Below are 23,141 nucleotides of genomic sequence, written 5' to 3'. Positions count from 1 at the left end.
CGGCGCCCCCGCCATACCTGACGTTTTGCGCGTTCCTCAGAAACAGACCGGCGGTGGTGTTTCAGGCCTGTGGCGTCACGACTGGGCTAATCGGGAGTATATTCAGCAGGAAGCAGATTTCCCGCAAACACGGGTCTTTGATGCGGGCTGCGATTTCATCGAGAAAAACCAACATCAGGATAACTGGTTACTTCAAATCGAAACCTTCGATCCTCACGAACCGTTTCATAGCCCCGATGAGTACCTGGCACTTTATCAGGATGAATGGACTGGTCCGCATTACGACTGGCCGCGGGGTAAAGTTGAGGAGAGTCCAGAAGCCGTTCAGCATATCAGATGCCAGTACCGTGCCCTGCTTTCTATGTGCGACCGCAACCTGGGGCGCCTGCTTGATATGATGGATAAATGCGATCTCTGGCATGACACACTGTTGATTGTGGGTACCGATCACGGTTTCCTGCTGGGAGAACACGGCTGGTGGGCGAAGAATCAGATGCCGTATTATAACGAAGTGGCAAACAATCCTCTGTTTATCTGGGATCCACGCATCCGGCAACAGGCCGTTGAACGCGATGCGCTGGTACAGATGATCGACTGGGCACCCACTGTGCTGGATTATTTCAATCTCCCCATCCCTGAAGATATGCAGGGTTTACCTCTTGCTGAGACAGTCGATACTGATAAACCAGTGCGAGAAGCCGCGTTGTTTGGCGTCTTTAGCGGTCATGTGAACGTAACTGATGGCCGCTATGTGTATATGCGAGCGGCCGTGCCTGGCCTTGAAGATCGAATTGCCAACTACACCCTGATGCCAGCTAAGATGAACACCCGTTACAATATAGAAGAACTCAAGCACCTTTCTCTTGCCGCCCCCTTCAGCTTCACGAAGGGATTGCAAACGCTGCGGATCCCGGCAAAAGAAAAATACAAAGGTGTTAACCAAAGCGGAAATTTGTTGTTCGATCTACAGACCGACCCGCAGCAAGAGTCACCCCTGGACGATCCCACGACGGAAGCGCGAATGATAGCCTTGCTCATTCGTCTGCTTATTGAAAACGACGCGCCTGCTGAGCAGTTTGAGCGGCTTGGTCTACCCTATCCTGCAGACGTATAACCTCCCTCGTTGACTGGCATCCAGGGGTGTCAGTCAACTCCTCCGCAACATGAATGAAACGTTTTAGCAATTCGTGGCATCCGCAGATCCATTCAGTTGACTTATACTTGCCTGAGCAATAATATCTGCCGTGATTAAACTACTTGCCAGGGCAACCATTGTGAAAAGCACCAGTGATATCTTCAACGACGTTGTTCCGCTGGGTCGTCTTATTCATCTGGTTAATCAGAAAAAAGACCGCCTGCTGAATGACTATCTGTCGCCGCTGGATATCACCGCAACGCAGTTTAAAGTGCTGTGCTCCATTCGCTGCCAGGTGTGTATCACCCCGGTTGAGTTAAAAAAGGTGCTCTCTGTCGATCTGGGCGCGCTGACCCGCATGCTGGATCGTCTCGTCTGTAAAGGATGGATAGAACGAAGCCCTAACCCGAATGACAAGCGCGGCGTCCTGGTGACACTCACCAGCGACGGTGCGGATATGTGTGAACAATGTCATCAATTAGTAGGACAAACACTGCATCAGGAACTAACAAAAAACTTAACGGCAGAGGAAGTGGCAACGCTTGAGCTTTTGCTTAAGAAAATACTGCCGTAAACAGAAAAAGAGGTATGACGATGTCCAGACGCAATACTGACGCTATCACTATTCATAGCATTTTGGACTGGATCGAAGATAACCTGGAATCGCCGCTCTCCCTTGAAAAAGTGTCTGAGCGTTCAGGTTACTCCAAATGGCACCTGCAACGGATGTTTAAAAAAGAGACCGGTCATTCATTAGGTCAATATATTCGCAGCCGCAAGCTGACGGAAATTGCCCAAAAACTGAAAGAAAGCAATGAACCGATCCTTTATCTGGCGGAGCGATACGGGTTTGAATCGCAACAGACCCTGACGCGTACGTTTAAGAACTACTTCGACGTGCCGCCTCATAAGTATCGTATCACCAGCGTGCCGGGTGAATCCCGATACCTTTATCCGCTAAAACATTGTAGTTAATCATCGCCTGTAAAGACGTAACCGAGGAAATCATGAACGTTACCGCCTCCGCCGCCCTCGCCTTGCTGGTGCTCTTTTCCAGCCAGACCTTCGCGGAGCAACCCCCTCGTGCAACGCAGCAAAATAATCATGACACGATGATTTTGCCGTCAGCACATAGCCAGTCCCCTTATGATTTCAACCACATGGGGTCTGGTAGCGACAAATCCGACGAATTAGGCGTGCCTTATTATAATCAGCACGGCTTCTGATTCGTTTTGCCCCGCCGATGCGGGGCTTTTTTCTGCCCTAATTTCGCACTCGCGTCGCCCGACGCACGCGTAAGCCAAACACGTTGATATACAGCCCGGCCATGATCAGCACCGCGCCGAGCAGCTGTAATGCACTCAGCTTTTCGTCCAGCAAAATCGCAGCGCTCGCCAGCCCGACAACCGGCACCAGCAGCGATAACGGCGCCACGCGCCAGGTTTCATAGCGCCCCAGCAGAGAACCCCAGATCCCGTACCCGATAATGGTGGCGACAAACGCCAGGTAGACCAGTGAAAGAATAGTGGTGAGATCGATTTCAACCAGACTCGTCAGCATCACCGCCGGGCCATCAAAAATCAGCGAGGCCACCATAAACGGCACAATCGGGATCAGCGCGCTCCAGACCACCAGCGACATGACCTGCGGGCGTGTTTCATGCTGCATGATCAGCTTGTTGAAAATATTGCCGCAGGCCCAGCTCAGCCCCGCTGCCAGCGTCAGCATAAAGCCCAGCAACGCCACGTGCTGGCCGTTCAGGCTGGCCTCAATCAGCACCAGCACGCCAAACACGGCCAGAGTGATCCCCGCCAGCTGTTTGCCCTGTAAACGCTCGCCAAAAACAAACGCACCAAGAATGATGGTGAAGAACGCCTGCGCCTGCAGCACCAGCGAAGCAAGACCGGCAGGCATACCGAACTTAATGGCGCAGAACAGAAATGCAAACTGGCCAAAGCTGATGGTCAGGCCATAACCCAGCAGGAGCGTTAGCGGGATTTTCGGGCGGGCAACAAAAAACAGTGCCGGGAAGGCGACCAGCATAAAGCGCAAACCGGCCAACATCAGCGGGGGCATGTTATGCAACCCCACTTTGATGACCACAAAATTAAGTCCCCATACGATGACCACCAGCAGTGCCAGCAATCCGTCTTTACGCGTCATACCCTGCCCCTGATTTATTAATAATTTGTTAACACTTCAAGGTAACAGAAAAAAGTGCGTCGCGAGAAGATCATTAATTCTGGCAGGCAGTTGAAGCACTTACGGATAAATTGGGCGCTATACAAGCCTCTTATGTCGTGATACTCCTTTTAGGACACACTATAAAAAGCATAAGCATTTGTCGGGCAGGAATATGAAACCATCTCTCAGGCGCTCAACCGCAGCGCTGCTGGCATCGTCATTGTTATTAACCATCGGTCGTGGCGCCACGCTGCCGTTTATGACTATTTATCTCACGCGCGTGTTTAACATGAGCGTCGAGAATATTGGTTATGCCCTGACCATTGCCTTGACCATCGGCGTGGTATTCAGCTTGGGGTTTGGCATTCTGGCCGATAAGTTCGATAAAAAGCGCTACATGTTGATCGCGATTGTGGCGTTTATCGCCGGTTTTGTGGCGATCCCGCTGGTCAATAACGTCACCCTGGTGGTGCTGTTCTTTTCGTTAATCAACTGTGCCTATTCTGTGTTCTCGACGGTGCTGAAAGCCTGGTTCTCCGACGTGCTGACCTCCAGTGAAAAAGCCCGCGTTTTTTCGCTGAACTACAGTTTTTTGAACATCGGCTGGACGATCGGGCCGCCTCTTGGCACGTTTCTGGTGATGTACAGCCTGCAGCTGCCGTTCTGGCTGGCCGCGTTCTGTGCCGCTCTGCCACTGGGGTTTATCCACTTCTTTGTGCAAAAAAGCATTGCGTTAGATGCCGCGGAGCAGAAGACAACGTGGCAGCCGTCGGTTTTGCTGAAAGACCGCGCGCTGTTCTGGTATACGCTCTCTGGCCTGCTCGCGTCATACGTCGGCGGGTCGTTCGCGAGCTGTATTTCGCAGTATGTTCTGGCCGCACATGCAGACAGTGATTTCGCCGAAAAGGTGGTCGCCGTGGTTCTGCCCGTCAATGCCGCCGTGGTGGTGACGCTGCAGTACGCACTCGGACGCAAAATCTCTGCCAGCAATATTCGCCCGTTGATGACGGCCGCCACCCTGTTTTTTATCGTGGGGTTGGGTGGCTTTATGATCTCCGGAGAAAACCTGATTTACTGGGGCATCGCCGCCGCCATCTTTACGCTGGGTGAGATTATTTATGCGCCGGGTGAATATATGCTGATCGACAACATCGCCCCGCCGGGTATGAAAGCAAGCTACTTCTCCGCTCAGGCGCTGGGCTGGCTCGGCGCGGCGGCCAACCCGATGATCACCGGCATCATCCTGACCCATTTGCCGCACTGGTCGCTGTTTATGATTATGATGGCGGCTATCGTCATTGCCTGGCTGATGATCCTGCGTGGAATGAGTGTGAAGCGTGAAGATTGCGTGTCGGGTAGCGCTGCGCTTACCCGACCTACAAAACCCTGATCGCAGGCCGGGTAAGGCGTAGCCGCCACCCGGCAACAGCAACAGCCTAGTGGTGCAACATCTCCTCCACCACCTGCTCTTTGTACATCTCGTTTGGATAATAGGTCGGCCAGTTATCCATCTCTTTCAGCAGTGCCTCGTGGGAGGTATTGCCCATAAAGATGTGGAAGTGGGATGAGGCTTTTGGCGCAATGGTGTGGTCGCTGAACTGAACAAACTTCGGTGCCTTGCTGCCCGCGTCCTTACACTCAAACAGATAGCGAACACCTTTTTTGCCTGACGCGTAGGTCAGAATTTTGTAGCCGCTGTAATCATACTGACAGCGGCTGACCTCTTTACCTTTATGGAACTCCATGACGTTATTTTCGATGCCGATAGCCTCCACATCGGTGGCGTACCCCGTGCGGTAATAGGCTTTGATCTCGTCGAACGTTTTATTGTCCTTCTGCGCCTTCTTTCTGAAAACCGGATCCAGCGAGCCATCCAGCAGGAAGGGATAAACGGACTGCCAGGTGCCGTCCCAGTCGGACAGTTTCCGGTCCTTAACGTCTTTGTCCGCAAACACGCCGTTTGCCGCCTTTTGCTCCGCTTCGGTCATCTGGTGACCGTGTGAGTGGGCAAACAGCTGGCCGCTGACCAGCAGCGTCCCCAGAGTCATCGCAAATTTTCCAATATGTGCAGCCACAACAGTATCCTCACTCCGTTTTTATAGGAATGAAGATGTTATATTATAACATTTCAGATCGCAACCTGTCCGCGAACGCCCTCCTGCACCATGTTTTCTCCCCGTCCTCGCTGGATAATGGTGCCGCGAGACATGAGCAGATAGCTGTCTGCCAGCGCTGCCGCAAAGTCATAAAACTGCTCCACAAGCAGGATCGCCATGTCCCCCCGGTCTGCAAGCTGGCGGATCACGTGGCCAATCTCTTTGATTACCGAGGGCTGAATGCCTTCGGTAGGTTCATCGAGGATCAGCAGCTGCGGACGGCTCGCCAGGGCGCGACCTATCGCCAGCTGCTGCTGTTGTCCGCCAGAGAGATCGCCTCCGCGTCGATGCTTCATCTCTTTTAATACCGGGAAAAGCTGCCAGATTTCCTCCGGGACATGTTTTGCTTCCCGGGCTGAGAAGCGCGAGAGCCCCATGAGCAGATTCTCTTCCACGGTTAAGCGCGGGAAAATCTCACGTCCCTGCGGCACATACGCCACGCCAGACTGCACCCGCTGGTGCGGCTTGCTGTGGGTGATCTTTTTCCCCTGCCAGATAACCTCACCCGTTTTCGCCGGGATCAGCCCCATCAGACACTTCAGCAGCGTGGTTTTACCCACGCCATTGCGCCCCAGCAGGCAGGTCACTTCGCCGGTGATGGCCTCAAAGCTCACGCCGCGCAGTATATGGCTTCCACCGTAGTATTGATTCAGTTCGTTAACCTGTAACATCAAGGCTCCTTAGCGTCCCAGATAGACTTCAATTACCTGCTCGTTGGCCTGTACCTCGCGCAGCGAGCCTTCTGCCAGCACCTGTCCCTGATGCAGTACGGTCACGCGATCGGCAATGGTTTCAACAAACCCCATGTCATGTTCAACCACCATCAACGAGTGCTTGCCTGCCAGGGTCCGGAAAAGCTCGGCGGTGTACTCGGTCTCCGCGTCCGTCATCCCGGCGGCGGGTTCGTCCAGCAACAGCAGATGCGGATCCTGGACCAGCAGCATTCCGATCTCGAGGAACTGTTTTTGTCCGTGCGAAAGCAGTCCGGCGCGGCGGTCGCGTTCACCGGCGAGCCGCAGCAGGACCAGCATCTCATCAATGCGATCGCGCTGTTCGCCGTTGAGTTTGGCCCGCAGGCTTGCCCAGACGGACTTGTCGGTTTTCATGGCGATCTCAAGGTTTTCCCATACCGTCAGCGCCTCAAATACCGTCGGTTTCTGAAACTTGCGGCCAATCCCCTGGCGCGCAATGGCGGCTGGCTCAAGCTGGGTCAGATCTACCGACTGGTCGTAAACGGCTTTACCGCTTTTTGGCCGCGTTTTGCCGGTGATCACGTCCATCAGCGTGGTTTTTCCCGCGCCGTTTGGCCCAATCACGCAGCGCAACTCCCCCACGCCGATGTTCAGCGTGAGATCCGTCAGCGCCTGAAACCCATCGAAGTTGACGTTGATCTTATCCAGCTGCAGCACCGGATCCGTCTGCTCGCGATAGCGATCCCCGGGCAACTGTCGAGTGAATAATCCTTCGGCTGGCTGCATTATTTCTCTCCCTTACGAAACAGGCCGTAGACGCCGCGCGGTAAAAACAACGTAACCGCAATAAAAATCAGCCCGAGAAACAGCTGCCAGTATTCCGGCATTGCGACGGTGAAGAAACTCTTCGCGCCGTTCACCAGCGCCGCGCCAATGACCGGGCCAACCAGCGTGCCGCGGCCGCCCAGCGCCACCCAGATGGCGGCCTCAATGGAGTTGGTCGGCGACATTTCACCGGGGTTAATAATCCCGACCTGCGGCACATAGAGCGCTCCCGCCAGGCCACACAGCATGGCGGAAAGCGTCCATACCAGCAGCTTAAATCCCTTCGGATCGTAGCCGCAAAACGTCAGGCGGTTTTCAGCGTCGCGCACGGCGGTGAGAATACGGCCAAACTTGCTTCTGGCGAGGGCAATGCCGATGCCAAGCGTGAGGAGCAGCAACATGACGGTCGCCAGAAACAGCGCAATACGGGTCGTGGTCGCGGTGATGGAGAACCCCAGCAACGTGGTAAAACCGGTAAAACCGTTATTGCCACCAAACCCGGTTTCGTTGCGAAAGAACAGCAACATTCCCGCGTACGTCAGGGCCTGCGTCATGATCGAGAAATAAACCCCTTTGATTTTTGAGCGAAAGGCAAACCAGCCAAACACCAGCGCCAGCAGCCCCGGCACCATCACAATCAGTACCAGCGCCCAGGCAAAGTGCTGGGTTCCCCACCAGAACCACGGCAGTTCGCTCCAGGAGAGAAACGACATAAATGCGGGCAGCCCATCACCCGCGGCCTCGCGCATCAGGTACATCCCCATGGCGTATCCGCCCAGGGCGAAGAAGATCCCGTGGCCCAGCGAGAGCATACCGGCATATCCCCATACCAGATCGAGCGCCACCGCAACGATGGCGTAGCACAGGATTTTGCCGAGCAGCGTCAGCATCCAGGTCGACAGCGCCAGCGGATGGGTGGCGGGCAACATCGCAAAGAACGGCAATATCAGCAAACATGCCACCAGCAGGCTGCCTGCAATCTGCGTTGTGCGTGGCGCTTTTCGCGCCAGTTTTAAGGTAAGTGGCTGGCTCATCAGTCAGTGACCCTCCCTTTCAGCGCAAACAATCCCTGCGGACGTTTCTGAATAAACAGAATGATGGCCACCAGAATGACGATTTTGCCCAGCACGGCCCCCATCTGCGGCTCAAGAATTTTGTTGAAGATCCCAAGGCCAAACGCTGCCGCCACGCTCCCTGCCAATTGTCCGACGCCGCCAAGAACCACCACCAGGAAGGAGTCGATAATGTAACCCTGGCCCAGTTCCGGCCCGACGTTGCCCAGCTGGGAGAGCGCCACGCCGCCTAAACCGGCGATGCCGGAGCCCAGACCAAACGCCAGCATATCGACACGTCCGGTCGGCACCCCGCAACAGGCCGCCATGCTGCGGTTTTGCGTTACCGCACGCACGTTCAGGCCGAGACGGGTTTTATTCAGGACCAGCCAGGTGAAGAACAGCACCATCAGCACAAAGCCCAATACCACAATGCGGTTCCACGGTAGCGTCAGGTTGGCAAACACCTGCACCCCGCCTGACAGCCAGGCCGGGTTTGCCACCTCCAGGTTTTGTGCGCCAAACGTCATGCGTACCAGCTGAATCAGCATCAGGCTGATACCCCAGGTGGCGAGTAATGTCTCCAGCGGACGACCGTAGAGATGGCGGATCACGGTGCGTTCAAGGATCATCCCGATGCCTGCGGTCAGGCAGAAGGCGACAGGCAGCGCGACGACCGGATACAGCGCCAGCCACTGAGGCGTGACGCTGGCCATGATCTGCTGAACCATCCACGTGGCGTACGCCCCCAGCATCAGCATCTCGCCGTGCGCCATGTTGATGACACCCAGCAGCCCATAGGTAATTGCCAGTCCCAGCGCCGCCAGCAGCAGGACCGAGCCCAGCGACAGCCCCATAAACGCCTGCCCGAGGAGATCGCCCCACATCAGACGGTGCTGAATTTGGCTCAGGCTCTCCCCGGCGGCGGCACGTACGCGGGCATCCGGTTCGGTTTGCGTCTGGGTATATGGCATGAGTCGGGATGGCACGTCCGGGTCGTCAGATTGCCCGAGCCGTTCAATAGCCTGAAGACGCACGTCAGCCTGTGGGCTGGCGAGCTGGAGATTAGCCAGCGCCAGCAGCAGCGACTGGCGCGCCACATCGTCCGTTTCACTGCTTACCCGCGTTTGCAGGAGGCCGATCATTTCCGGCTGCGCATCCCGCTGTAACTGGCGCGCGGCGGCACGCCGCTGCGTGACGTTGTCACTGATAAGCTGATGCGTAGCGTTGGCCGTGGCGGCCAGCACCCGCAGACGGTTGGTCAGGCGTACGGCTTTGGTTTGCCCTTCTGCAGCAGGGGAATCTCCCAGCGCCACCATCTCGCCATTGCGTCGCGCAAAGGCATGTTTCTGGCTGTCGGCAAACAGATTTTCGTTTTGCAGCGCCTGCAGTAACGGCAGTCTTGCGGCATCCGGCGCGAGAGCCCAGCGGGTCAGCATATCCGCCTGCTGGCTGCGGCTGGCGGCAACAAATTGATCGGCATCCGATGCCTGCGCCATCCCTGGCAGCAGTCCGGTAAGCCATACAATAGCGATCATCATGCGCATGGCGTTCATGACTTTTCTCCCTGCGGTAATGGCTTAGTTGCTGGCGGTCTTCATCGGCTGATCGGGCTTTTTATCATTCCCGGCGATGAACGGGCTCCACGGCTGGGCGCGTACCGGCTCTTCCGTCTGCCAGACCACGTTAAACTGACCGTTACCTTCGATTTCACCGATCATGACCGGCTTATGCAGGTGATGGTTGGTGGCATCCATGGTGAGCGTAAAGCCGGAGGGTGCCTTAAAGGACTGTCCGGCCATGGCCGCGCGCACTTTATCCACGTCGGTGGTGCCTGCTTTCTCTACCGCCTGCGCCCACATGTGGATCCCAACATAGGTGGCTTCCATCGGGTCGTTGGTGACTACGGTATCGGCGTTAGGCAGCTTATGGGCTTTGGCATAGGCTTTATAGTCCGCCACGAAGGCCTGGTTGGTCGGGTTATCGACGGACTCGAAGTAGTTCCACGCGGCCAGGTTGCCGACCAGCGGTTTGGTGTCAATCCCGCGCAGCTCCTCTTCGCCAACGGAGAACGCCACCACCGGGACATCGGTTGCTTTCAGTCCCTGGTTAGCCAGTTCTTTGTAGAACGGGACGTTAGAATCGCCGTTGATGGTGGAGACCACCGCGGTTTTACCGCCTGCGGAGAATTTCTTGATGTTGGCGACGATGGTCTGGTAGTCACTATGTCCGAACGGGGTGTAGACCTCTTCGATATCTTTGTCTTCCACGCCTTTGGAGTGCAGGAAGGCGCGCAGGATCTTGTTGGTGGTTCGCGGGTAGACGTAATCCGTGCCCAACAGGAAGAAGCGTTTAGCGCTACCGCCGTCTTCGCTCATCAGGTACTCCACCGCCGGAATGGCCTGCTGGTTTGGCGCCGCACCGGTATAGAAGACGTTCGGCGACATCTCTTCGCCTTCGTATTGCACCGGATAGAACAGCAGACCGTTCAGTTCCTCAAATACCGGCAGTACGGATTTACGTGACACCGAGGTCCAGCATCCAAACACCACGGCCACTTTATCCTGGCTCAGCAGCTGACGCGCTTTTTCGGCAAACAGCGGCCAGTTAGAGGCCGGGTCAACCACCACTGGCTCCAGTTTTTTACCCAGCACCCCGCCTTTGGCGTTGATCTCGTCAATCGTCATCAGGGCGACATCTTTCAGGGGCGTTTCTGAGATCGCCATCGTGCCGGAGAGCGAATGCATAATCCCCACTTTGATGGTATCGGCCGCCTGTGCGCCAAAACTCATCCCCATAGCAACGACTGACGCAGACAACGCGAAGGCTTTTAATAATGTACGACGGTGCATATTTTCACTCCTGAAAAAGAACGCTGTGCGAAGACGTCCGTTACGGCATGGACGCGGAAAAATGTCTCAGCGAAACAGGAGCAAAAAGGATGCCAGGATGAATAACGTGCTATTGCAGGATGTGTAACGCGGGATGTAAAGAGAACGACTCAGAATGGTACAGTGCTGCACTTTTATAATGCAGCGCTGTGACGACGGGATTACCAGACTTCGCTGGCGATCTGCGTGACCAGACGCACTTTGTCCCACTGCTGGGCTTCACTCAGGGTGTTGCCCTCTTCGGTGGAGGCAAAACCGCACTGCGGGCTGAGGCAGATCTGCTCTTTTGCCACGTATCTGGCCGCCTCCTCCAGGCGCGCCTTCACCCCTTCAGGGTTTTCCAGCTCGCCATTTTTGGTGGTGATCAGCCCAAGTACCACCTGCTGCTTGCCCGGGCGGACAAAGCGCAGCGGTGCGAAATCACCGCTACGGTCATTGTCGTACTCCAGGAAGAAGGCATCGACGTTCACCGTGCCGAACAGCACCTGGGCCACCGGCTCATAGCCGCCTTCGGAAATCCAGGTGGAGCGGAAGTTACCGCGACAGACATGCAGACCGATGGTCAAATCGTCTGGTTTTCCTTCCAGCGCCTTGTTCAGCACGCGGGCATAGGTACGCGCCAGCTCATCGGCATCTTCCCCGCGCTCGCGGATCTGACGACGCTGGTCATCCGAACAGAGGTAGGCCCAGACGGTATCATCCAGTTGCAGATAGCGACAGCCTGCATCATAAAATGCCCGGATGGCGTCGCGCCAGGTGGTGGCCAGATCGTCAAAATAGTCATTCAGATCCGGATAGACCGTCGCATCAATGTCTTTGCGACCGCCACGGAAGTGCAGCACGCTCGGGCTGGGAATGGTCATTTTCGGCTGCGCGTTGCCGCTGATGCTTTTCAGGTAGCGGAAGTCTTCCAGCATCGGATGATCGCCAAAACCCAGCTTGCCGGTGACGCGCACGCCGTGCGCTTTGGTCTGCACGCCGTTGAACTGAATGCCCTGCTGTGAATCGTAACGCTCAACCCCCTGCAGACCATCGAAGAAATCGAAGTGCCACCAGGCGCGACGGAACTCACCGTCGGTGACCACGTGCAGGCCGCAGGCGCACTGCTGTTCGACCACCTGGCGGATCGCGTCATCTTCCACCGCGCGAAGCTGCCCGGCATCAATCTCACCGCGGGCAAACTGCTGGCGAGCCTGTTTGATGGCATCCGGGCGTAAAAAACTGCCGACTACATCGGCGCGGTATGGGGCGTGCTGTCGCTGCATGGAAATCTCCTCTGTCTGCCGGCGATAATTGCCAGCAGTGATAATTCATCTCTTGAATCTTTAGACTTCTGGATGTCTAAATGTCCAAAAAAGATGACATACCTGCTGTATCCCGGCAAACGAGAAAATTTCACGATAGTTGAAATTTATTCATGTTCACAACGCGGCAGCGGTTTCGCTACTGGCAAACGCGTACTGTTCGTCCTCCCAGCCAGTGATGCCGCCAATCATGATTTTCACCAGCAGTCCGAGACGCGCCAGCTTCAGTGCGGCTCTGTCCGCGCCGTTACAGTGCGGCCCGGCGCAGTACACCACAAACAGCGTATCGGCCGGCCACTGCGCCATGCGCGCCTCGGTGATCTGGCTCCAGGGCATATGTATCGCGCCAGGCACATGACGACGGGCAAACTGCTCAGGTTTCCCGACAACATGCAGCAACACAAAGTCCTGCTCGTTATTCGTCAGCGCATGGTGCACATCGGCACAGTCTGTTTCGACGCTCAGGCGACGCAGAAAATGGGTAACGGCTTCCTGCGGCTCGGCAGCCGGAAATTCAGTAACATAACTCATGATCCTTCCTCATCTTTGGCGTTTGTGTTAACACTACTCTATCCAGAAATTGATCACGTGAATGCGTCCGCTTATGCCAGAAAACAGCAAAAAGATGACAAACTTAAGACAGGTTTCCCGCCCGCTGGTGGTGGTACTGGCCTATGACGGTTTGTGTACCTTTGAATTTGGCGTGGCGGTGGAAATCTTCGGTTTGCCACGTCCCGAGCTGGGCTATGAATGGTATCGTTGTGCGGTGGCGGGCATTGATGACGGTGAGCTTCGGGCAACCGGTGGGATCCGCATCCTGACCGACGGGGGGCTTGATCTGCTGGAATCGGCAGACCTGATCGTTGTGCCGGGCTGGCGAGGGATGGATGCGCCTGTTCCCGCGGCGCTCTGTGAGGCCTTACGCCGGGCCAATGCGCGCGGTTGCCAGCTGCTTTCTATCTGTTCCGGGGTGTTTGTTCTGGCCGCGTCGGGTCTGCTGAACGGGCGTAAAGCCACCACCCACTGGCGCTATATTGAGGCGCTGAAAGCCCGTTATCCGGCGATCGGCGTGGTCGAGGATGTGTTGTATCAGGATGAAGGCGATATTCTGACCTCTGCAGGAAGCGCGGCAGGCATCGATCTCTGTTTGCACGTGGTGCGACGGGATTACGGTATGGAAACCGCCAACAGCGTCGCGCGCCGTCTGGTGATCCCTCCCCACCGGGATGGCTCCCAGCCGCAGCAGTTGAGTCGCCCGGTGGCACAACTGCGGGAGAGCCAGCGTCTGGGACAGTTGTTCGACTTCCTGCACAATCACCTGAGCGTTTCTCACAGCGTGGATTCGCTGGCGCGTCGCGTCGGCATGAGCCAGCGCACCTTTCTGCGCCGCTTTCAGGCTGCCACAGGCACCACGCCTGCGCGCTGGCTGCTTAATGAACGACTGTTACGGGCGAAAGATTATCTTGAGAGCAGCCGTCTCAGCATCGACAGCATTGCTGAACAAACCGGATTTGGTCAGGCAGCGACCCTGCGTCACCATTTCCGCCAGCAGTTCGCGCTTTCCCCTGCCCAGTACCGTAAACAGTTTGCCCGCCCGCCACGCTGATGGCCGGTTCGCAGGCAAAAAAAACCGCCATAATCTGGCGGTAAATGCTTGCATGGATAGATTTGTATTTTCATGTCTACGTCCCGACACTCCATGCCGGGCAGCGGATCAATAACAACCTAACATGCCTGAACTCAACGAAAGCTAAACAGAGCCATTAACCCGCTTTGGTATTAATTTGCAGGTAGCGCATCAGGCCCTGTTCCGCGCTCTGTTTTGCATCCTCGTTAATCGCTTCCAGATAGAATGGACGCGAGACGCCATACGGTGCTTTATCTGCTGAGAAAACAGCAAACTGGAATGTTTTACTTTTCGACGGATTGGTACACCCTAATTCCCAACGCTCGTCATCAATTTGCTTGCTATTACACGCCACGCGTCCGTAGTCGCTGGTTAAATAAGAACCGACCCGAGCTTCCGCTGACTGAATATAATCCGGTTCGCCACTCCAGTTAACGTTCATACCTACAACAGCCCCAACGGCAACCACCAGAAGCGCTATTGACATGACTTTTTTCATTGAATCAGATCCATTCCTTTGTCAGAGAAATCTTATTATATAAGATTAATCCTTAAACCTCTGCCATATTTTGATACCAAATTTTAGGGTATGACAAAGATAATTCTTTTTTAGGAAAAATCTCACTACGCGCAAAATATATCCTGTTCGCGCAACATGACATATTCTTTGCGCTAATTTGAAAATGCCAATAATAACCCTACGAAACTACGTTCATGCTAGCGTGGCATTTTTATTGAAGGGGAAGTCCATGTTCAAAAAGGGGTTAACGCTTATGATGCTGTTCTGCGCCCTGTTTTCCGGCCAACTGATGGCAGGACACAAAGGCCATGAATATTTGTGGGTTAAGAATGTTGATCATCAACTTCGGCACGAGGCAGACAGTGATGAATTACGCAGCGCAGCGGAGGAATCAGCAGAGGGTTTGCGCGAACATCACCTGTGGCAAAAATCGCGCAAACCGGGTACTCACTTTCGTTAATTAATTACCCTTACGTTTCGGCAGGGTTTTCATCAGTTCGTCGGGGCTCACGGAGGCAACAATACTGCCCGGTGGCGGCATTTTGAAAATATGGTTTTTCATTTTGCCAATAACGTGCATTTCACACGGACGACAATCAAATTTGAGGGTCAGCACCTCGTCGCCATTCACCAGCTGCATTGGCGTAGCTTTCCAGCTCTTAATATTGCCTTTCGCCTGTTTCGGGCAAAGATTAAAGGCAAAACGCAGACAATGTTTGGTGATCATCACCGGCACATCACCCTTCTCTTCGTGCGCCTCATAGGCAGCATCAATTAACTGCACGCCGTGGCGATGATAAAACTCGCGCGCTTTATGGTTATACACGTTCGCCAGGAACGATAAATGCGACTCGGGGTAAACGGGCGCTGGCACGGTTTCCGCCTTGCGGCTGCCGCGCGGATAATTCGCCAGTCGCGCCTCATCCAGCATCTCTGCCGTTTCCCGGCGGAACTGGTTCAGCAGACTATTTGGCACGAACAGCGCATCCGGCAGATTTACCGCAATGTTGCGCGCATAGTAAATGGTCTGTCCCAGCTTCGCCACGCCATCCTTCAGGCTATTGAGGGCTTTTTCTGCATTGTTCGCCACCTCAAACAGACCGTCGAGAGTATGCGTGACGCTGATGCCGTCTTCACAGGTCATGGTCAGGATCAGCTGCTCTTCCCAGCCACCTAACTCGATATCCACCGCAATGCGACGCTCGCTGGAGGTTTTCAGCAGCGCCTGCTGCCAGTTGTGGTCAAGGTTACGGTTCAGCGCGGCGTTAGGACGTGCTTTATAGAGATCGGCAGGCATCTCGTTTGGCCAGACGCGATAGCGGTTTTCACCGGTCTTTTCCACCGTATTAGCACGGAAGCCCACGACTTCACGTTTGATCATCACGTTCAGACCATCCCCGTTCGCCAGCGGTTCGGTCACCGACACGTCGAGATAATCTTTGGCGACCTTCAGCACCTCACCCACCGGTAAACCGATAAACTTCGGTGAATCAAACGCGCCAATATCGCCTTTACGGGCATTGACGAAGTAGTCCGTGCTGCCGCGGTGGAAGGTTTTATCCGTCGACGGAATAAAGAAATGCTCGGTGCGACCGGCAGACGCGCGCGCCAGGTCACCGCGATCTTCAATAATGGCGTCCAGCATCTGACGATAATGGGCGGTAATGTTCTTCACGTAGCTCATGTCTTTGTAGCGACCTTCAATCTTGAAGGAACGTACACCGGCATCAATCAGCGCGCCCAGGTTGGCGGTTTGATCGTTGTCCTTCATGGACAGCAGGTGTTTTTCGAACGCGACCACGCGGCCCTGATCGTCTTTCAGGGTATACGGCAGACGGCAGGCCTGAGAGCAGTCACCGCGGTTGGCGCTGCGGCCAGTCTGCGCGTGGGAGATATTGCACTGCCCGGAATACGCCACGCACAGCGCACCGTGGATAAAGAACTCAATGGTGGCATCCGTCGCCTGGTGAATATCGCGGATTTGATTCAGGTTCAGCTCGCGCGCCAGCACGATCTGGGAAAAGCCCGCATCGGAGAGAAACTTCGCCTTCTCCACGGTGCGAATATCGCACTGGGTACTGGCGTGCAGTTCAATTGGCGGAATATCCAGCTCCAGCACGCCCATGTCCTGAACAATCAGGGCATCCACGCCGGTCTGGTAGAGATCGGTGATCAGACGTTGCGCAGGCTCCAGTTCATCATCATGCAGAATGGTGTTCAGGGTCACGAACACTTTCGCCCCAAAACGGTGGGCGAACGGTACCAGCTCGGCAATATCGCTCAGGCTGTTGCTGGCGTTATGGCGGGCACCGAAGCCAGGACCGCCAATGTAGACGGCATCAGCCCCATGAAGGATCGCTTCACGGGCGATGGCGGCATCGCGGGCCGGGCTTAATAGTTCAAGATGATGGGATTGCAGGCGCATACTTCGTCGTTATCCGTTATGGTCAAAATGGCGGCTATCGTAGTCAGAAGTATGCATCAGCGAAACAGTTTTGCGAGCCTTTAGCGGGGATAATGAATCAGGGAGTGAAAATGCACCGGTCGGCTGCTGCTGTTGCGGTAGGCATGCGGTTTATCCCCGGCAAAACGCACGCCCTGATCGGGGTAAAGGGTTCGCCATTCGCCGTCAATTTTCATCTCCAGTTCACCGCTTATCACCACCACGTGTTCAATCACCCCCGCCTCGTGCGGCGTGGATTCACTCAGTGCGCCGGGCGCCAGGGTGATGGAGAAATGATCGAACTTCAGCGTCTCATCCCACGGGAACAGCGGTTTCACCACCATCGCCTGCTGCTGCGGGTCGAACACCGCCTGCCGATCTGCCTCCGGCGTGATAAACGCCGAGAACGGGACGTTTAGCCCCGTGGCAATTTTCCACAGCGTCGACACCGTTGGGCTGGATTCATTACGCTCGATCTGTCCCAGCATGGCTTTTGACACCCCCGTCTCTTCTGCCAGCTTTGACAGGCTCCAGCCGCGCGCCTGGCGCTGCGTCTTGAGTGTTGTAGCAAGATGTTGTGTGATTTCCATGTTTCCTCCCGAGGGGGTAAGCATACCACTTGTACGCTATAACGCACAGTGCTACCTTATTGCGGACGTTATAACGCACAACGGAGATATTATGCGCCAGTCAGCCCCTCTTTTTCCCGCCATTCTTGCCGGATTTGTTGCCGTTCTGGTCGGTTATGCCAGCTCGGCCGCCATCATCTGGCAGGCTGCTGCCGCGGCAGGTGCCAGCGCACAACAGATCGCCGGCTGGATGACCGCACTGGGGTTCGGCATGGGGATCAGTACGCTCGCCCTGTCATGGTGGTATAAAGCCCCGGTGCTCACCGCCTGGTCAACCCCCGGCGCGGCGCTGCTGGCTACCAGTCTGCACGGGATAACGCTTGCAGAAACCATCGGCATTTTCATTTTCGCCAATGGGCTGATCTTACTGTGCGGCCTGACCGGCCTCTTCGCACGCCTGATGAAACTCATTCCCCATTCGCTTGCCGCCGCGATGCTGGCAGGCGTATTGCTGCGCTTTGGCCTGCAGACGTTCAGTCACCTCGACGGCCATTTTCTGCTGTGCGGCAGCATGATTGCGGCATGGCTGGTCGCCAAAGCGCTGGCGCCACGCTACGCCATTGTGGCGACTCTGATAACAGGGAGCGTGGTGGCCTGGGCGGGCGGTGACGTTGTCACAAATCGACTCACCCTTTCCCTCGTCATGCCACAGTTTATTGCACCGGCGTTTAGCCTCACCAGCCTGGTCAGTATCGGCTTGCCCTTTTTCCTCGTGACCATGGCGTCGCAAAATGCGCCCGGTGTGGCCACGATGAAAGCGTCGGGTTATCCGCTGGCGGTATCTCCGCTGATGATTGCAACCGGCGGGCTGGCGCTGCTGCTTTCGCCCTTCGGCGTCTACTCCATCTGCATTGCAGCCATTACCGCAGCCATTTGCCAGAGCCCGGATGCGCATCCGGATGGCAGTAAACGCTGGCTGGCAGCGATGGCGGCAGGCGGCTTTTACCTGCTGGCGGGCGTATTCGGGGGATCCCTTACCGGGCTGATGGCGGCCCTGCCGCCGAGCTGGATCCAGACGCTGGCAGGCCTGGCGCTGCTGGGCACCATCAGCGGGAGTTTGTATCAGGCATTGCATAACGAAACGGAGCGTGACGCGGCGATTGTCACGTTTCTGATGACCGCCAGCGGCGTGACGCTGCTCGGGATTGGCTCTGCATTCTGGGGGCTGGTGCTGGGAGGCGTGTGCTTCGCCGTTTTATCACGCCTTCGCCGCGCGTAGCTGTGAAGGCGTCATCCCCATCACGCTGCGAAAGCGGTTGCTGAAGTGGCTGGCGGAGTTAAATCCACAGGCGAGTGCAATATCCGTCAGCGGCGTCGCCGTATGCTGCACCAGCGTTTTGGCTTTCTCCATGCGGCGCTGCATCACGTACTGGTGCGGTGCCAGCCCCGTCGACTGGCGGAACATGCGGGCAAAATGGTACTCACTGAGCGCGGCCTGCGCCGCCAGTTCAGCCAGCGTGAGCGGTTGAGCAAGGTTCTCTTCGATAAAGGCCAGCACGTTGCGCAGTACAAACGGCGATAGCCCGCCGGTGACCACCGGCAGTTTCCACTGCACATTCGAATAGTTCTGCAGCAGATGGGTCAGCAGCAGCGTCGAGGCCGTGCTGAGCGTCAGCTGGTTGGCTTTTTGCTGCCAGTCACAGCCGAGCAAAAACTGACGATAGAGCGCAGTGATTTTTGCATCGCTGCCAAAGATTTTTTCATCCAGCGTCAACGACAGCGGGCGTTTGTCCCAGATTTTTTCACCCACATCGCGCAAATGGTCATCGGTGCAGTAGAGGTGGACAAACGACAGGTCATCGCGAATATCCCACGTCGATTCACTCTCTTTCGGCATCAGACAAAAACGATCCGGCCCGCCGCCGTTTTTCCAGCCGCCCGGCGTTTTTTGATAGCTCTCATAACCATCCGCCACGTACAGGCTCAGGGTGTGATGATTGCTTTTTACGGTGATCGTGTCGCGCTTGTTGTACCACGCCGCCAGCTGGATACCGGAATTGAGCGCAACGGTTTCCCGCAGCACGGCGTTCTGTTGGCGGAGCGTTTCAAAGGTATCGTAAGCGTGTGACATAACCGTTAGCGCGTCTGTGAATCAGAATGTCAGTCTAAGAATTGTTGCTTCACGTTGCCAGACCCCGGAACAGAAAAAAGCGCAAGATTTTGCAAGTCCGCCGCAGGACGGTGAAAGCCTGTCAACGCCCTCGTCGCCATACTGTGGGTTTCCGTGGTTTGAGAAGAGAGACAACATGAACGCATTGTTATACGGACTGGTGGTGGTTATCTGGGGAACCACCTGGATTGCAATTTTCCTGCAGCAGGGTCCTGTGGCGGCCCCGGTGTCCATTTTCTGGCGTTTTGCGCTGGCCAGCGCCACGATGATGGTGGTGCTCCTGGCGCTTGGTCGCCTGCGTAAACTGGCGCTGCGGGATCATCTGTTCTGCGTGCTGCAAGGATGCTGCGTGTTTTGCTTCAACTTCTGGTGCTTTTACACGGCAGCGGCGCATATTAACACTGGCCTGGAGTCGGTGATATTTTCCATGGCGGTGCTCTATAACGCCATCAACAGTTTTATTTTTTTCGGACAGCGTCCACCCGCGCGTTTCTGGACAGCCGCCGCCCTGGGTCTGGTGGGGATCATCACCCTCTTCTGGGACGATCTGCTGGCCAGCGGCTGGAGCGTATCGCTGCTGACGGGCATTGGCCTTTCCGCACTCGGGACCTACGGCTTCTCGCTGGGCAACATGATCAGCATGCGGCATCAGCGCAGAGGGCTAGAGACGATGACCACCAATGCGTGGGCGATGCTCTACGGCACGCTGGTAATGGGCTGCATCGCGCTGTTCAGAGGCGACAGCTTCGCGCCGCTATGGACCATGAGCTACATGGGGGCGCTGGTCTATCTGGCCCTGTTTGGTTCGGTGATTGCCTTTGGTGCCTACTTCACCCTGGTCGGACGCATTGGTCCGGGCAAAGCGGCCTACAGTACCCTGCTCTTCCCGCTGGTGGCGCTGTCCATCTCCACCGTGTATGAAGGCTACGTCTGGCACATTAACGGCATTATCGGGTTACTGCTGATTCTGGGCGGGAATATGGTGATGTTTACCAGACCGGAAACCTGGTTCAGACGCCTGCGTACGGCATAAAAAAACGGCCTGCGTTTGCAGGCCGTACATGATTATTTCGCTGTTTTATGCACATCAAACATGGTGGCATCCGTCGCCATGTCATCAACAACCTGCTTCAGCGTCGCGAAGGTCATTGGCGTACTTTCGTTACTCAACTCTTTGCCTTCACCTTTACGAACAACCTTGATTACCGGTTTGTTCGTCGCCGCATCAATTAACTCACCCTCGAAAAAGAGATGGGTATCCATGGTGCGATGGCCGGTTGCCATCTGCGTACCTGCCACCACCAGCGCAACAGGCACCACTTCATAGAACTGCAGACCTTCTTTCTGCGAGCTCACCCCGGTGATCGCCCCGCGGAAAATCAGGCTGTGTTTGCCCGGCGTCGTCACAATTGGCTTGCGTTGGCCAATCGCGGTTTTCATTTTGTTATTGGTGTAATTTAACAGCTCATCAAGCGTACGTTGACCAATCTGAGTGGTCGGTTTAGGTGCCGGATAATAGGTAATCGGCGTCCAGATGATACTGTCGTAATTTGCTTCGTTATAAGAAGGATCGACCCAACGCAGGGTTGGTTTACCCGTTGCGGATGTCGTTTGCTGCAAGCCTGAGTAATCTTTCAAAAAGCCGGAGTATTGTTCAGGCGCGGCGACCTTGGATGAACACCCCGCCAGCGCCAACAGACCAGAAAGCACTGCAACTTTAAAAAAAGTGTGAGTACGCATGATGGTTTTCCATGTTATCTGCAAGTATGCATTTGAAGTTATAGCAAAAGTCAGGCGGGTTTGTTGTGACAAAAAATGATGCCGGGAGCACAATTTGCGAAAAGTCTGCCCGCCATGCGACGGGCAGTGAAAAATCATGGTTTGATATCAACCTGCCAGAAGATATGTTTGCCAAACGGGTCGATTTCGTACCCCGTGACTTCCTTACGAACCGGTTCAAAAATCGTGGAATGGGCGATCATCACCGCGGGCATCTGATCGTGCATCATCTGCTGAGCCTGCTTATACAGCGCCACGCGTTTGTCATGATCGGTTATCGATTTTGCCTCGGCGATAATGTCATCAAACGGCTTGTAGCACCATTTGGCCGAGTTTGAACCGCCGTTCGCCGAGGTGCAGGTAAAGAGCGGACCAAAGAAGTTGTCCGGATCGCCGGTCGCCGTGGTCCAGCCCATCAACGCGGCCTGATGCTCGCCGCCCTTCACCCGCTTCAGGTACTCGCCCCATTCGTAGGTGACGATTTTGGTCTGCACACCCACCTTCGCCCAGTCCGCCTGAATCATCTCCGCCATGCGTTTCGCATTCGGGTTATAGGGGCGCTGCACCGGCATCGCCCATAAATCGATGCTGATGCCGTTGGCAAAACCGGCCTCTTTTAACAGCGCTTTGGCTTTTTCGGGATCGTATTCGTAATCCTTCAGCTCGCTGTCGGCCCCCCATACGCCCGGCGGCAGCAGGTTCTTCGCCGCCGTGCCAGTGCCGTGGAACACGGCGTCAATAATGGCCGGTTTGTTGATGGCCATCGCCAGCGCCTGGCGCACTTTCACATTATCCAGCGGAGGCTTCTGGGTATTGAACGCCAGGAAGCCGGTATTCAGCCCTGCCTTGCTCATGAGATTGATATCCTTGTTCGCCTTCATCCGCGGCAGATCGGCCGGGTTCGGGAACGGCATCACCTGACATTCGTTTTTCTCGATTTTGGCAAAACGGACCGACGCATCCGGCGTAATGGTAAACACCAGCCGATCCAGCTTCGATTTCCCCTGCCAGTAGTCCGGGAAGGCGGTGAACAGGATGCGGGAGTCTTTCTGATATTGCGCCAGCTTAAAGGGGCCGGTGCCGATGGGCTCCATGTCCACCTTCTCCGGCGTGCCCGCCTTGAGCATCGCGTCGGCATATTCCGCCGAAAGAATGGAGGCAAAATACCACGCCAGATCGGCGACAAATGGCGCTTCCGGGTGCGCCAGGGTAAAGCGCACGGTATGCTCATCCACTTTATCAATCGCGGTGATTAAACTGCCAAACTCCAGACTTTCAAAGTTGGAATAGCTGCCGTTAGAGACGTTATGGTAAGGGTGATTCGCATCCTTCTGGCGCATAAACGAGAAAATCACATCATCGGCATTAAAGTCGCGCGTTGGCGTAAAGGACTTATTGCTCTGGAATTTCACCCCTTTGCGCAGATGGAAGGTATAGACCTTGCCGTCTTCGCTCACCTCCCAGCGCTCCGCGAGGCTCGGCACCAGCTTTGTGGTGCCAGGTTTGAAATCGACCAGCCGGTTATAGACCGGCACCGCGCTGGCGTCCACGCTGGTACCCGAGGTATATAACTGAGGATTAAAATTTTCCGGAGACCCTTCGGAGCAATACACCAGCGTTTTCGCGGCTACGGTGGAACTGACCGTGAGCGCGGCGAGTGCCAGGGTTAATGTTGTGAGTTTGCTTTTCATCATTTATTCCTGTCTTTTAATTCGACGGCTAATTAATTCTTTTGCCATTTCATAAATAACATTAAAGTGAGGGAGCAAACACCCGAAAAATAAATAAGGAAGA

At 55.5% G+C, this 23,141-nt stretch carries 24 protein-coding genes; 9 read left to right on the top strand and 15 right to left on the bottom strand.

Annotated elements, in window-relative coordinates:
• The 4 genes from AX755_RS23190 to marB all read left to right on the top strand — a co-directional run.
• The coding region (locus AX755_RS23190; RefSeq protein WP_231883374.1) for a sulfatase-like hydrolase/transferase at window positions 1–1,114 on the top strand (1,114 nt) is incomplete at its 5' end.
• Between the two features lie 160 nt (window positions 1,115–1,274).
• Window positions 1,275–1,709, top strand: coding sequence for a multiple antibiotic resistance transcriptional regulator MarR (marR, locus tag AX755_RS23185; protein ID WP_013096627.1), 435 nt, complete (start codon window positions 1,275–1,277; stop codon window positions 1,707–1,709).
• 20 nt (window positions 1,710–1,729) lie between these two features.
• Window positions 1,730–2,110 (top strand): MDR efflux pump AcrAB transcriptional activator MarA, encoded by a 381-nt coding sequence (gene marA, locus AX755_RS23180; protein ID WP_008502237.1) that lies wholly within the window; start codon window positions 1,730–1,732, stop codon window positions 2,108–2,110.
• 32 nt (window positions 2,111–2,142) lie between these two features.
• Entirely contained in the window at window positions 2,143–2,361 is a 219-nt protein-coding gene (gene marB / locus AX755_RS23175; RefSeq protein ID WP_013096628.1) for a multiple antibiotic resistance protein MarB, read from the top strand.
• A gap of 37 nt (window positions 2,362–2,398) precedes the next feature.
• Here marB and eamA read toward each other — a convergent pair whose 3' ends face one another.
• Window positions 2,399–3,298 carry an O-acetylserine/cysteine exporter gene (gene eamA, locus AX755_RS23170; RefSeq protein ID WP_062857542.1) on the bottom strand — a complete coding sequence of 300 codons (900 nt, stop codon included), beginning with the start codon at window positions 3,296–3,298 and terminating at the stop codon, window positions 2,399–2,401.
• A 193-nt stretch (window positions 3,299–3,491) separates the two neighbouring features.
• Between eamA and ydeE the strand changes: the two genes are divergently transcribed.
• Complete coding sequence (gene ydeE / locus AX755_RS23165) at window positions 3,492–4,709, top strand: efflux MFS transporter YdeE (protein ID WP_048972147.1); 1,218 nt, start codon at window positions 3,492–3,494, stop codon at window positions 4,707–4,709.
• 46 nt (window positions 4,710–4,755) lie between these two features.
• On the opposite strand, the gene zinT is transcribed toward ydeE, so the two are convergent.
• The 8 genes from zinT to AX755_RS23125 form a co-directional block, all read right to left on the bottom strand.
• Window positions 4,756–5,394 carry a metal-binding protein ZinT gene (gene zinT / locus AX755_RS23160; protein WP_062857541.1) on the bottom strand — a complete coding sequence of 213 codons (639 nt, stop codon included), beginning with the start codon at window positions 5,392–5,394 and terminating at the stop codon, window positions 4,756–4,758.
• Between the two features lie 53 nt (window positions 5,395–5,447).
• Window positions 5,448–6,146: an urea ABC transporter ATP-binding subunit UrtE gene (gene urtE / locus AX755_RS23155; RefSeq protein WP_062857540.1), complete on the bottom strand. Its 699-nt coding sequence runs from the start codon at window positions 6,144–6,146 to the stop codon at window positions 5,448–5,450.
• A 9-nt stretch (window positions 6,147–6,155) separates the two neighbouring features.
• Entirely contained in the window at window positions 6,156–6,953 is a 798-nt protein-coding gene (gene urtD, locus AX755_RS23150) for an urea ABC transporter ATP-binding protein UrtD (RefSeq protein ID WP_013096633.1), read from the bottom strand.
• Window positions 6,953–8,026 carry an urea ABC transporter permease subunit UrtC gene (urtC, locus tag AX755_RS23145; RefSeq protein WP_058678513.1) on the bottom strand — a complete coding sequence of 358 codons (1,074 nt, stop codon included), beginning with the start codon at window positions 8,024–8,026 and terminating at the stop codon, window positions 6,953–6,955. Before urtC ends, urtD begins: the two co-directional genes overlap by 1 nt.
• Entirely contained in the window at window positions 8,026–9,600 is a 1,575-nt protein-coding gene (gene urtB / locus AX755_RS23140) for an urea ABC transporter permease subunit UrtB (protein WP_013096635.1), read from the bottom strand. The genes urtC and urtB overlap by 1 nt, the downstream gene beginning before the upstream one ends.
• Before the next feature lie 24 nt (window positions 9,601–9,624).
• On the bottom strand, window positions 9,625–10,896 hold the full coding sequence (gene urtA / locus AX755_RS23135; protein ID WP_013096636.1) for an urea ABC transporter substrate-binding protein: 1,272 nt from the start codon (window positions 10,894–10,896) through the stop codon (window positions 9,625–9,627).
• A 200-nt stretch (window positions 10,897–11,096) separates the two neighbouring features.
• A complete protein-coding gene (locus AX755_RS23130; protein ID WP_013096637.1) occupies window positions 11,097–12,200 on the bottom strand; it encodes a cobalamin-independent methionine synthase II family protein in 1,104 nt (367 codons plus the stop codon).
• A gap of 156 nt (window positions 12,201–12,356) precedes the next feature.
• Complete coding sequence (locus tag AX755_RS23125) at window positions 12,357–12,770, bottom strand: rhodanese-like domain-containing protein (RefSeq protein WP_062857539.1); 414 nt, start codon at window positions 12,768–12,770, stop codon at window positions 12,357–12,359.
• 73 nt (window positions 12,771–12,843) lie between these two features.
• Between AX755_RS23125 and ftrA the strand changes: the two genes are divergently transcribed.
• Window positions 12,844–13,845 (top strand): transcriptional regulator FtrA, encoded by a 1,002-nt coding sequence (gene ftrA / locus AX755_RS23120; protein ID WP_062857556.1) that lies wholly within the window; start codon window positions 12,844–12,846, stop codon window positions 13,843–13,845.
• Between the two features lie 157 nt (window positions 13,846–14,002).
• On the opposite strand, the gene AX755_RS23115 is transcribed toward ftrA, so the two are convergent.
• Window positions 14,003–14,365, bottom strand: a complete 363-nt coding sequence (locus tag AX755_RS23115; RefSeq protein ID WP_013096640.1) for a hypothetical protein — start codon at window positions 14,363–14,365, stop codon at window positions 14,003–14,005.
• A gap of 250 nt (window positions 14,366–14,615) precedes the next feature.
• Here AX755_RS23115 and AX755_RS23110 point away from each other — a divergent pair, with 250 nt between their 5' ends.
• Window positions 14,616–14,846 (top strand): DUF2554 family protein, encoded by a 231-nt coding sequence (locus tag AX755_RS23110; protein WP_047351781.1) that lies wholly within the window; start codon window positions 14,616–14,618, stop codon window positions 14,844–14,846.
• On the opposite strand, the gene AX755_RS23105 is transcribed toward AX755_RS23110, so the two are convergent.
• Together AX755_RS23105 and AX755_RS23100 are read right to left on the bottom strand one after the other, a co-directional pair.
• Window positions 14,847–16,811 (bottom strand): peptidase U32 family protein, encoded by a 1,965-nt coding sequence (locus AX755_RS23105; protein ID WP_045294018.1) that lies wholly within the window; start codon window positions 16,809–16,811, stop codon window positions 14,847–14,849.
• A gap of 80 nt (window positions 16,812–16,891) precedes the next feature.
• On the bottom strand, window positions 16,892–17,419 hold the full coding sequence (locus tag AX755_RS23100) for a helix-turn-helix domain-containing protein (protein ID WP_038419400.1): 528 nt from the start codon (window positions 17,417–17,419) through the stop codon (window positions 16,892–16,894).
• Between AX755_RS23100 and AX755_RS23095 the strand changes: the two genes are divergently transcribed.
• Entirely contained in the window at window positions 17,316–18,677 is a 1,362-nt protein-coding gene (locus AX755_RS23095; RefSeq protein WP_323184315.1) for a benzoate/H(+) symporter BenE family transporter, read from the top strand. The genes AX755_RS23100 and AX755_RS23095 overlap by 104 nt on opposite strands.
• Here AX755_RS23095 and AX755_RS23090 read toward each other — a convergent pair.
• Window positions 18,657–19,529: a helix-turn-helix domain-containing protein gene (locus tag AX755_RS23090; RefSeq protein ID WP_013096645.1), complete on the bottom strand. Its 873-nt coding sequence runs from the start codon at window positions 19,527–19,529 to the stop codon at window positions 18,657–18,659. The genes AX755_RS23095 and AX755_RS23090 overlap by 21 nt on opposite strands.
• Before the next feature lie 175 nt (window positions 19,530–19,704).
• Here AX755_RS23090 and AX755_RS23085 point away from each other — a divergent pair, with 175 nt between their 5' ends.
• The gene (locus AX755_RS23085; RefSeq protein WP_062857537.1) at window positions 19,705–20,601 is read left to right on the top strand and encodes a DMT family transporter; all 897 of its coding nucleotides are present in this window, start codon (window positions 19,705–19,707) and stop codon (window positions 20,599–20,601) included.
• A gap of 32 nt (window positions 20,602–20,633) precedes the next feature.
• Here the strand turns inward: AX755_RS23085 and AX755_RS23080 are convergent, their stop codons facing one another.
• Together AX755_RS23080 and AX755_RS23075 are read right to left on the bottom strand one after the other, a co-directional pair.
• On the bottom strand, window positions 20,634–21,308 hold the full coding sequence (locus tag AX755_RS23080; RefSeq protein ID WP_057071872.1) for a DUF3313 domain-containing protein: 675 nt from the start codon (window positions 21,306–21,308) through the stop codon (window positions 20,634–20,636).
• Window positions 21,309–21,442: 134 nt separating this feature from the next.
• Window positions 21,443–23,038 (bottom strand): ABC transporter substrate-binding protein, encoded by a 1,596-nt coding sequence (locus AX755_RS23075; protein ID WP_062857536.1) that lies wholly within the window; start codon window positions 23,036–23,038, stop codon window positions 21,443–21,445.
• Window positions 23,039–23,141: the final 103 nt, after the last annotated feature.

Origin of the sequence: Enterobacter sp. SENG-6, assembly GCF_001605945.1 — a bacterium.
In the GTDB taxonomy this organism is placed as follows: domain Bacteria; phylum Pseudomonadota; class Gammaproteobacteria; order Enterobacterales; family Enterobacteriaceae; genus Enterobacter; species Enterobacter cloacae.
The sequence above is the reverse complement of the archived record's forward strand: the minus strand, read 5'-3'. Positions and strand labels throughout refer to the sequence as shown.

Coding starts and splice junctions, on each gene's coding strand:
- marA (WP_008502237.1), top strand. CDS start 1,730: ATGTCCAGACGCAATACTGACGCTATCACTATTCATAGCATTTTGGAC.
- marB (WP_013096628.1), top strand. CDS start 2,143: ATGAACGTTACCGCCTCCGCCGCCCTCGCCTTGCTGGTGCTCTTTTCC.
- eamA (WP_062857542.1), bottom strand. CDS start 3,298: ATGACGCGTAAAGACGGATTGCTGGCACTGCTGGTGGTCATCGTATGG.
- ydeE (WP_048972147.1), top strand. CDS start 3,492: ATGAAACCATCTCTCAGGCGCTCAACCGCAGCGCTGCTGGCATCGTCA.
- urtE (WP_062857540.1), bottom strand. CDS start 6,146: ATGTTACAGGTTAACGAACTGAATCAATACTACGGTGGAAGCCATATA.
- urtD (WP_013096633.1), bottom strand. CDS start 6,953: ATGCAGCCAGCCGAAGGATTATTCACTCGACAGTTGCCCGGGGATCGC.
- urtC (WP_058678513.1), bottom strand. CDS start 8,026: ATGAGCCAGCCACTTACCTTAAAACTGGCGCGAAAAGCGCCACGCACA.
- urtB (WP_013096635.1), bottom strand. CDS start 9,600: ATGAACGCCATGCGCATGATGATCGCTATTGTATGGCTTACCGGACTG.
- urtA (WP_013096636.1), bottom strand. CDS start 10,896: ATGCACCGTCGTACATTATTAAAAGCCTTCGCGTTGTCTGCGTCAGTC.
- AX755_RS23130 (WP_013096637.1), bottom strand. CDS start 12,200: ATGCAGCGACAGCACGCCCCATACCGCGCCGATGTAGTCGGCAGTTTT.
- AX755_RS23125 (WP_062857539.1), bottom strand. CDS start 12,770: ATGAGTTATGTTACTGAATTTCCGGCTGCCGAGCCGCAGGAAGCCGTT.
- ftrA (WP_062857556.1), top strand. CDS start 12,844: ATGCCAGAAAACAGCAAAAAGATGACAAACTTAAGACAGGTTTCCCGC.
- AX755_RS23115 (WP_013096640.1), bottom strand. CDS start 14,365: ATGAAAAAAGTCATGTCAATAGCGCTTCTGGTGGTTGCCGTTGGGGCT.
- AX755_RS23110 (WP_047351781.1), top strand. CDS start 14,616: ATGTTCAAAAAGGGGTTAACGCTTATGATGCTGTTCTGCGCCCTGTTT.
- AX755_RS23105 (WP_045294018.1), bottom strand. CDS start 16,811: ATGCGCCTGCAATCCCATCATCTTGAACTATTAAGCCCGGCCCGCGAT.
- AX755_RS23095 (WP_323184315.1), top strand. CDS start 17,316: ATGGCTTTTGACACCCCCGTCTCTTCTGCCAGCTTTGACAGGCTCCAG.
- AX755_RS23100 (WP_038419400.1), bottom strand. CDS start 17,419: ATGGAAATCACACAACATCTTGCTACAACACTCAAGACGCAGCGCCAG.
- AX755_RS23090 (WP_013096645.1), bottom strand. CDS start 19,529: ATGTCACACGCTTACGATACCTTTGAAACGCTCCGCCAACAGAACGCC.
- AX755_RS23085 (WP_062857537.1), top strand. CDS start 19,705: ATGAACGCATTGTTATACGGACTGGTGGTGGTTATCTGGGGAACCACC.
- AX755_RS23080 (WP_057071872.1), bottom strand. CDS start 21,308: ATGCGTACTCACACTTTTTTTAAAGTTGCAGTGCTTTCTGGTCTGTTG.
- AX755_RS23075 (WP_062857536.1), bottom strand. CDS start 23,038: ATGAAAAGCAAACTCACAACATTAACCCTGGCACTCGCCGCGCTCACG.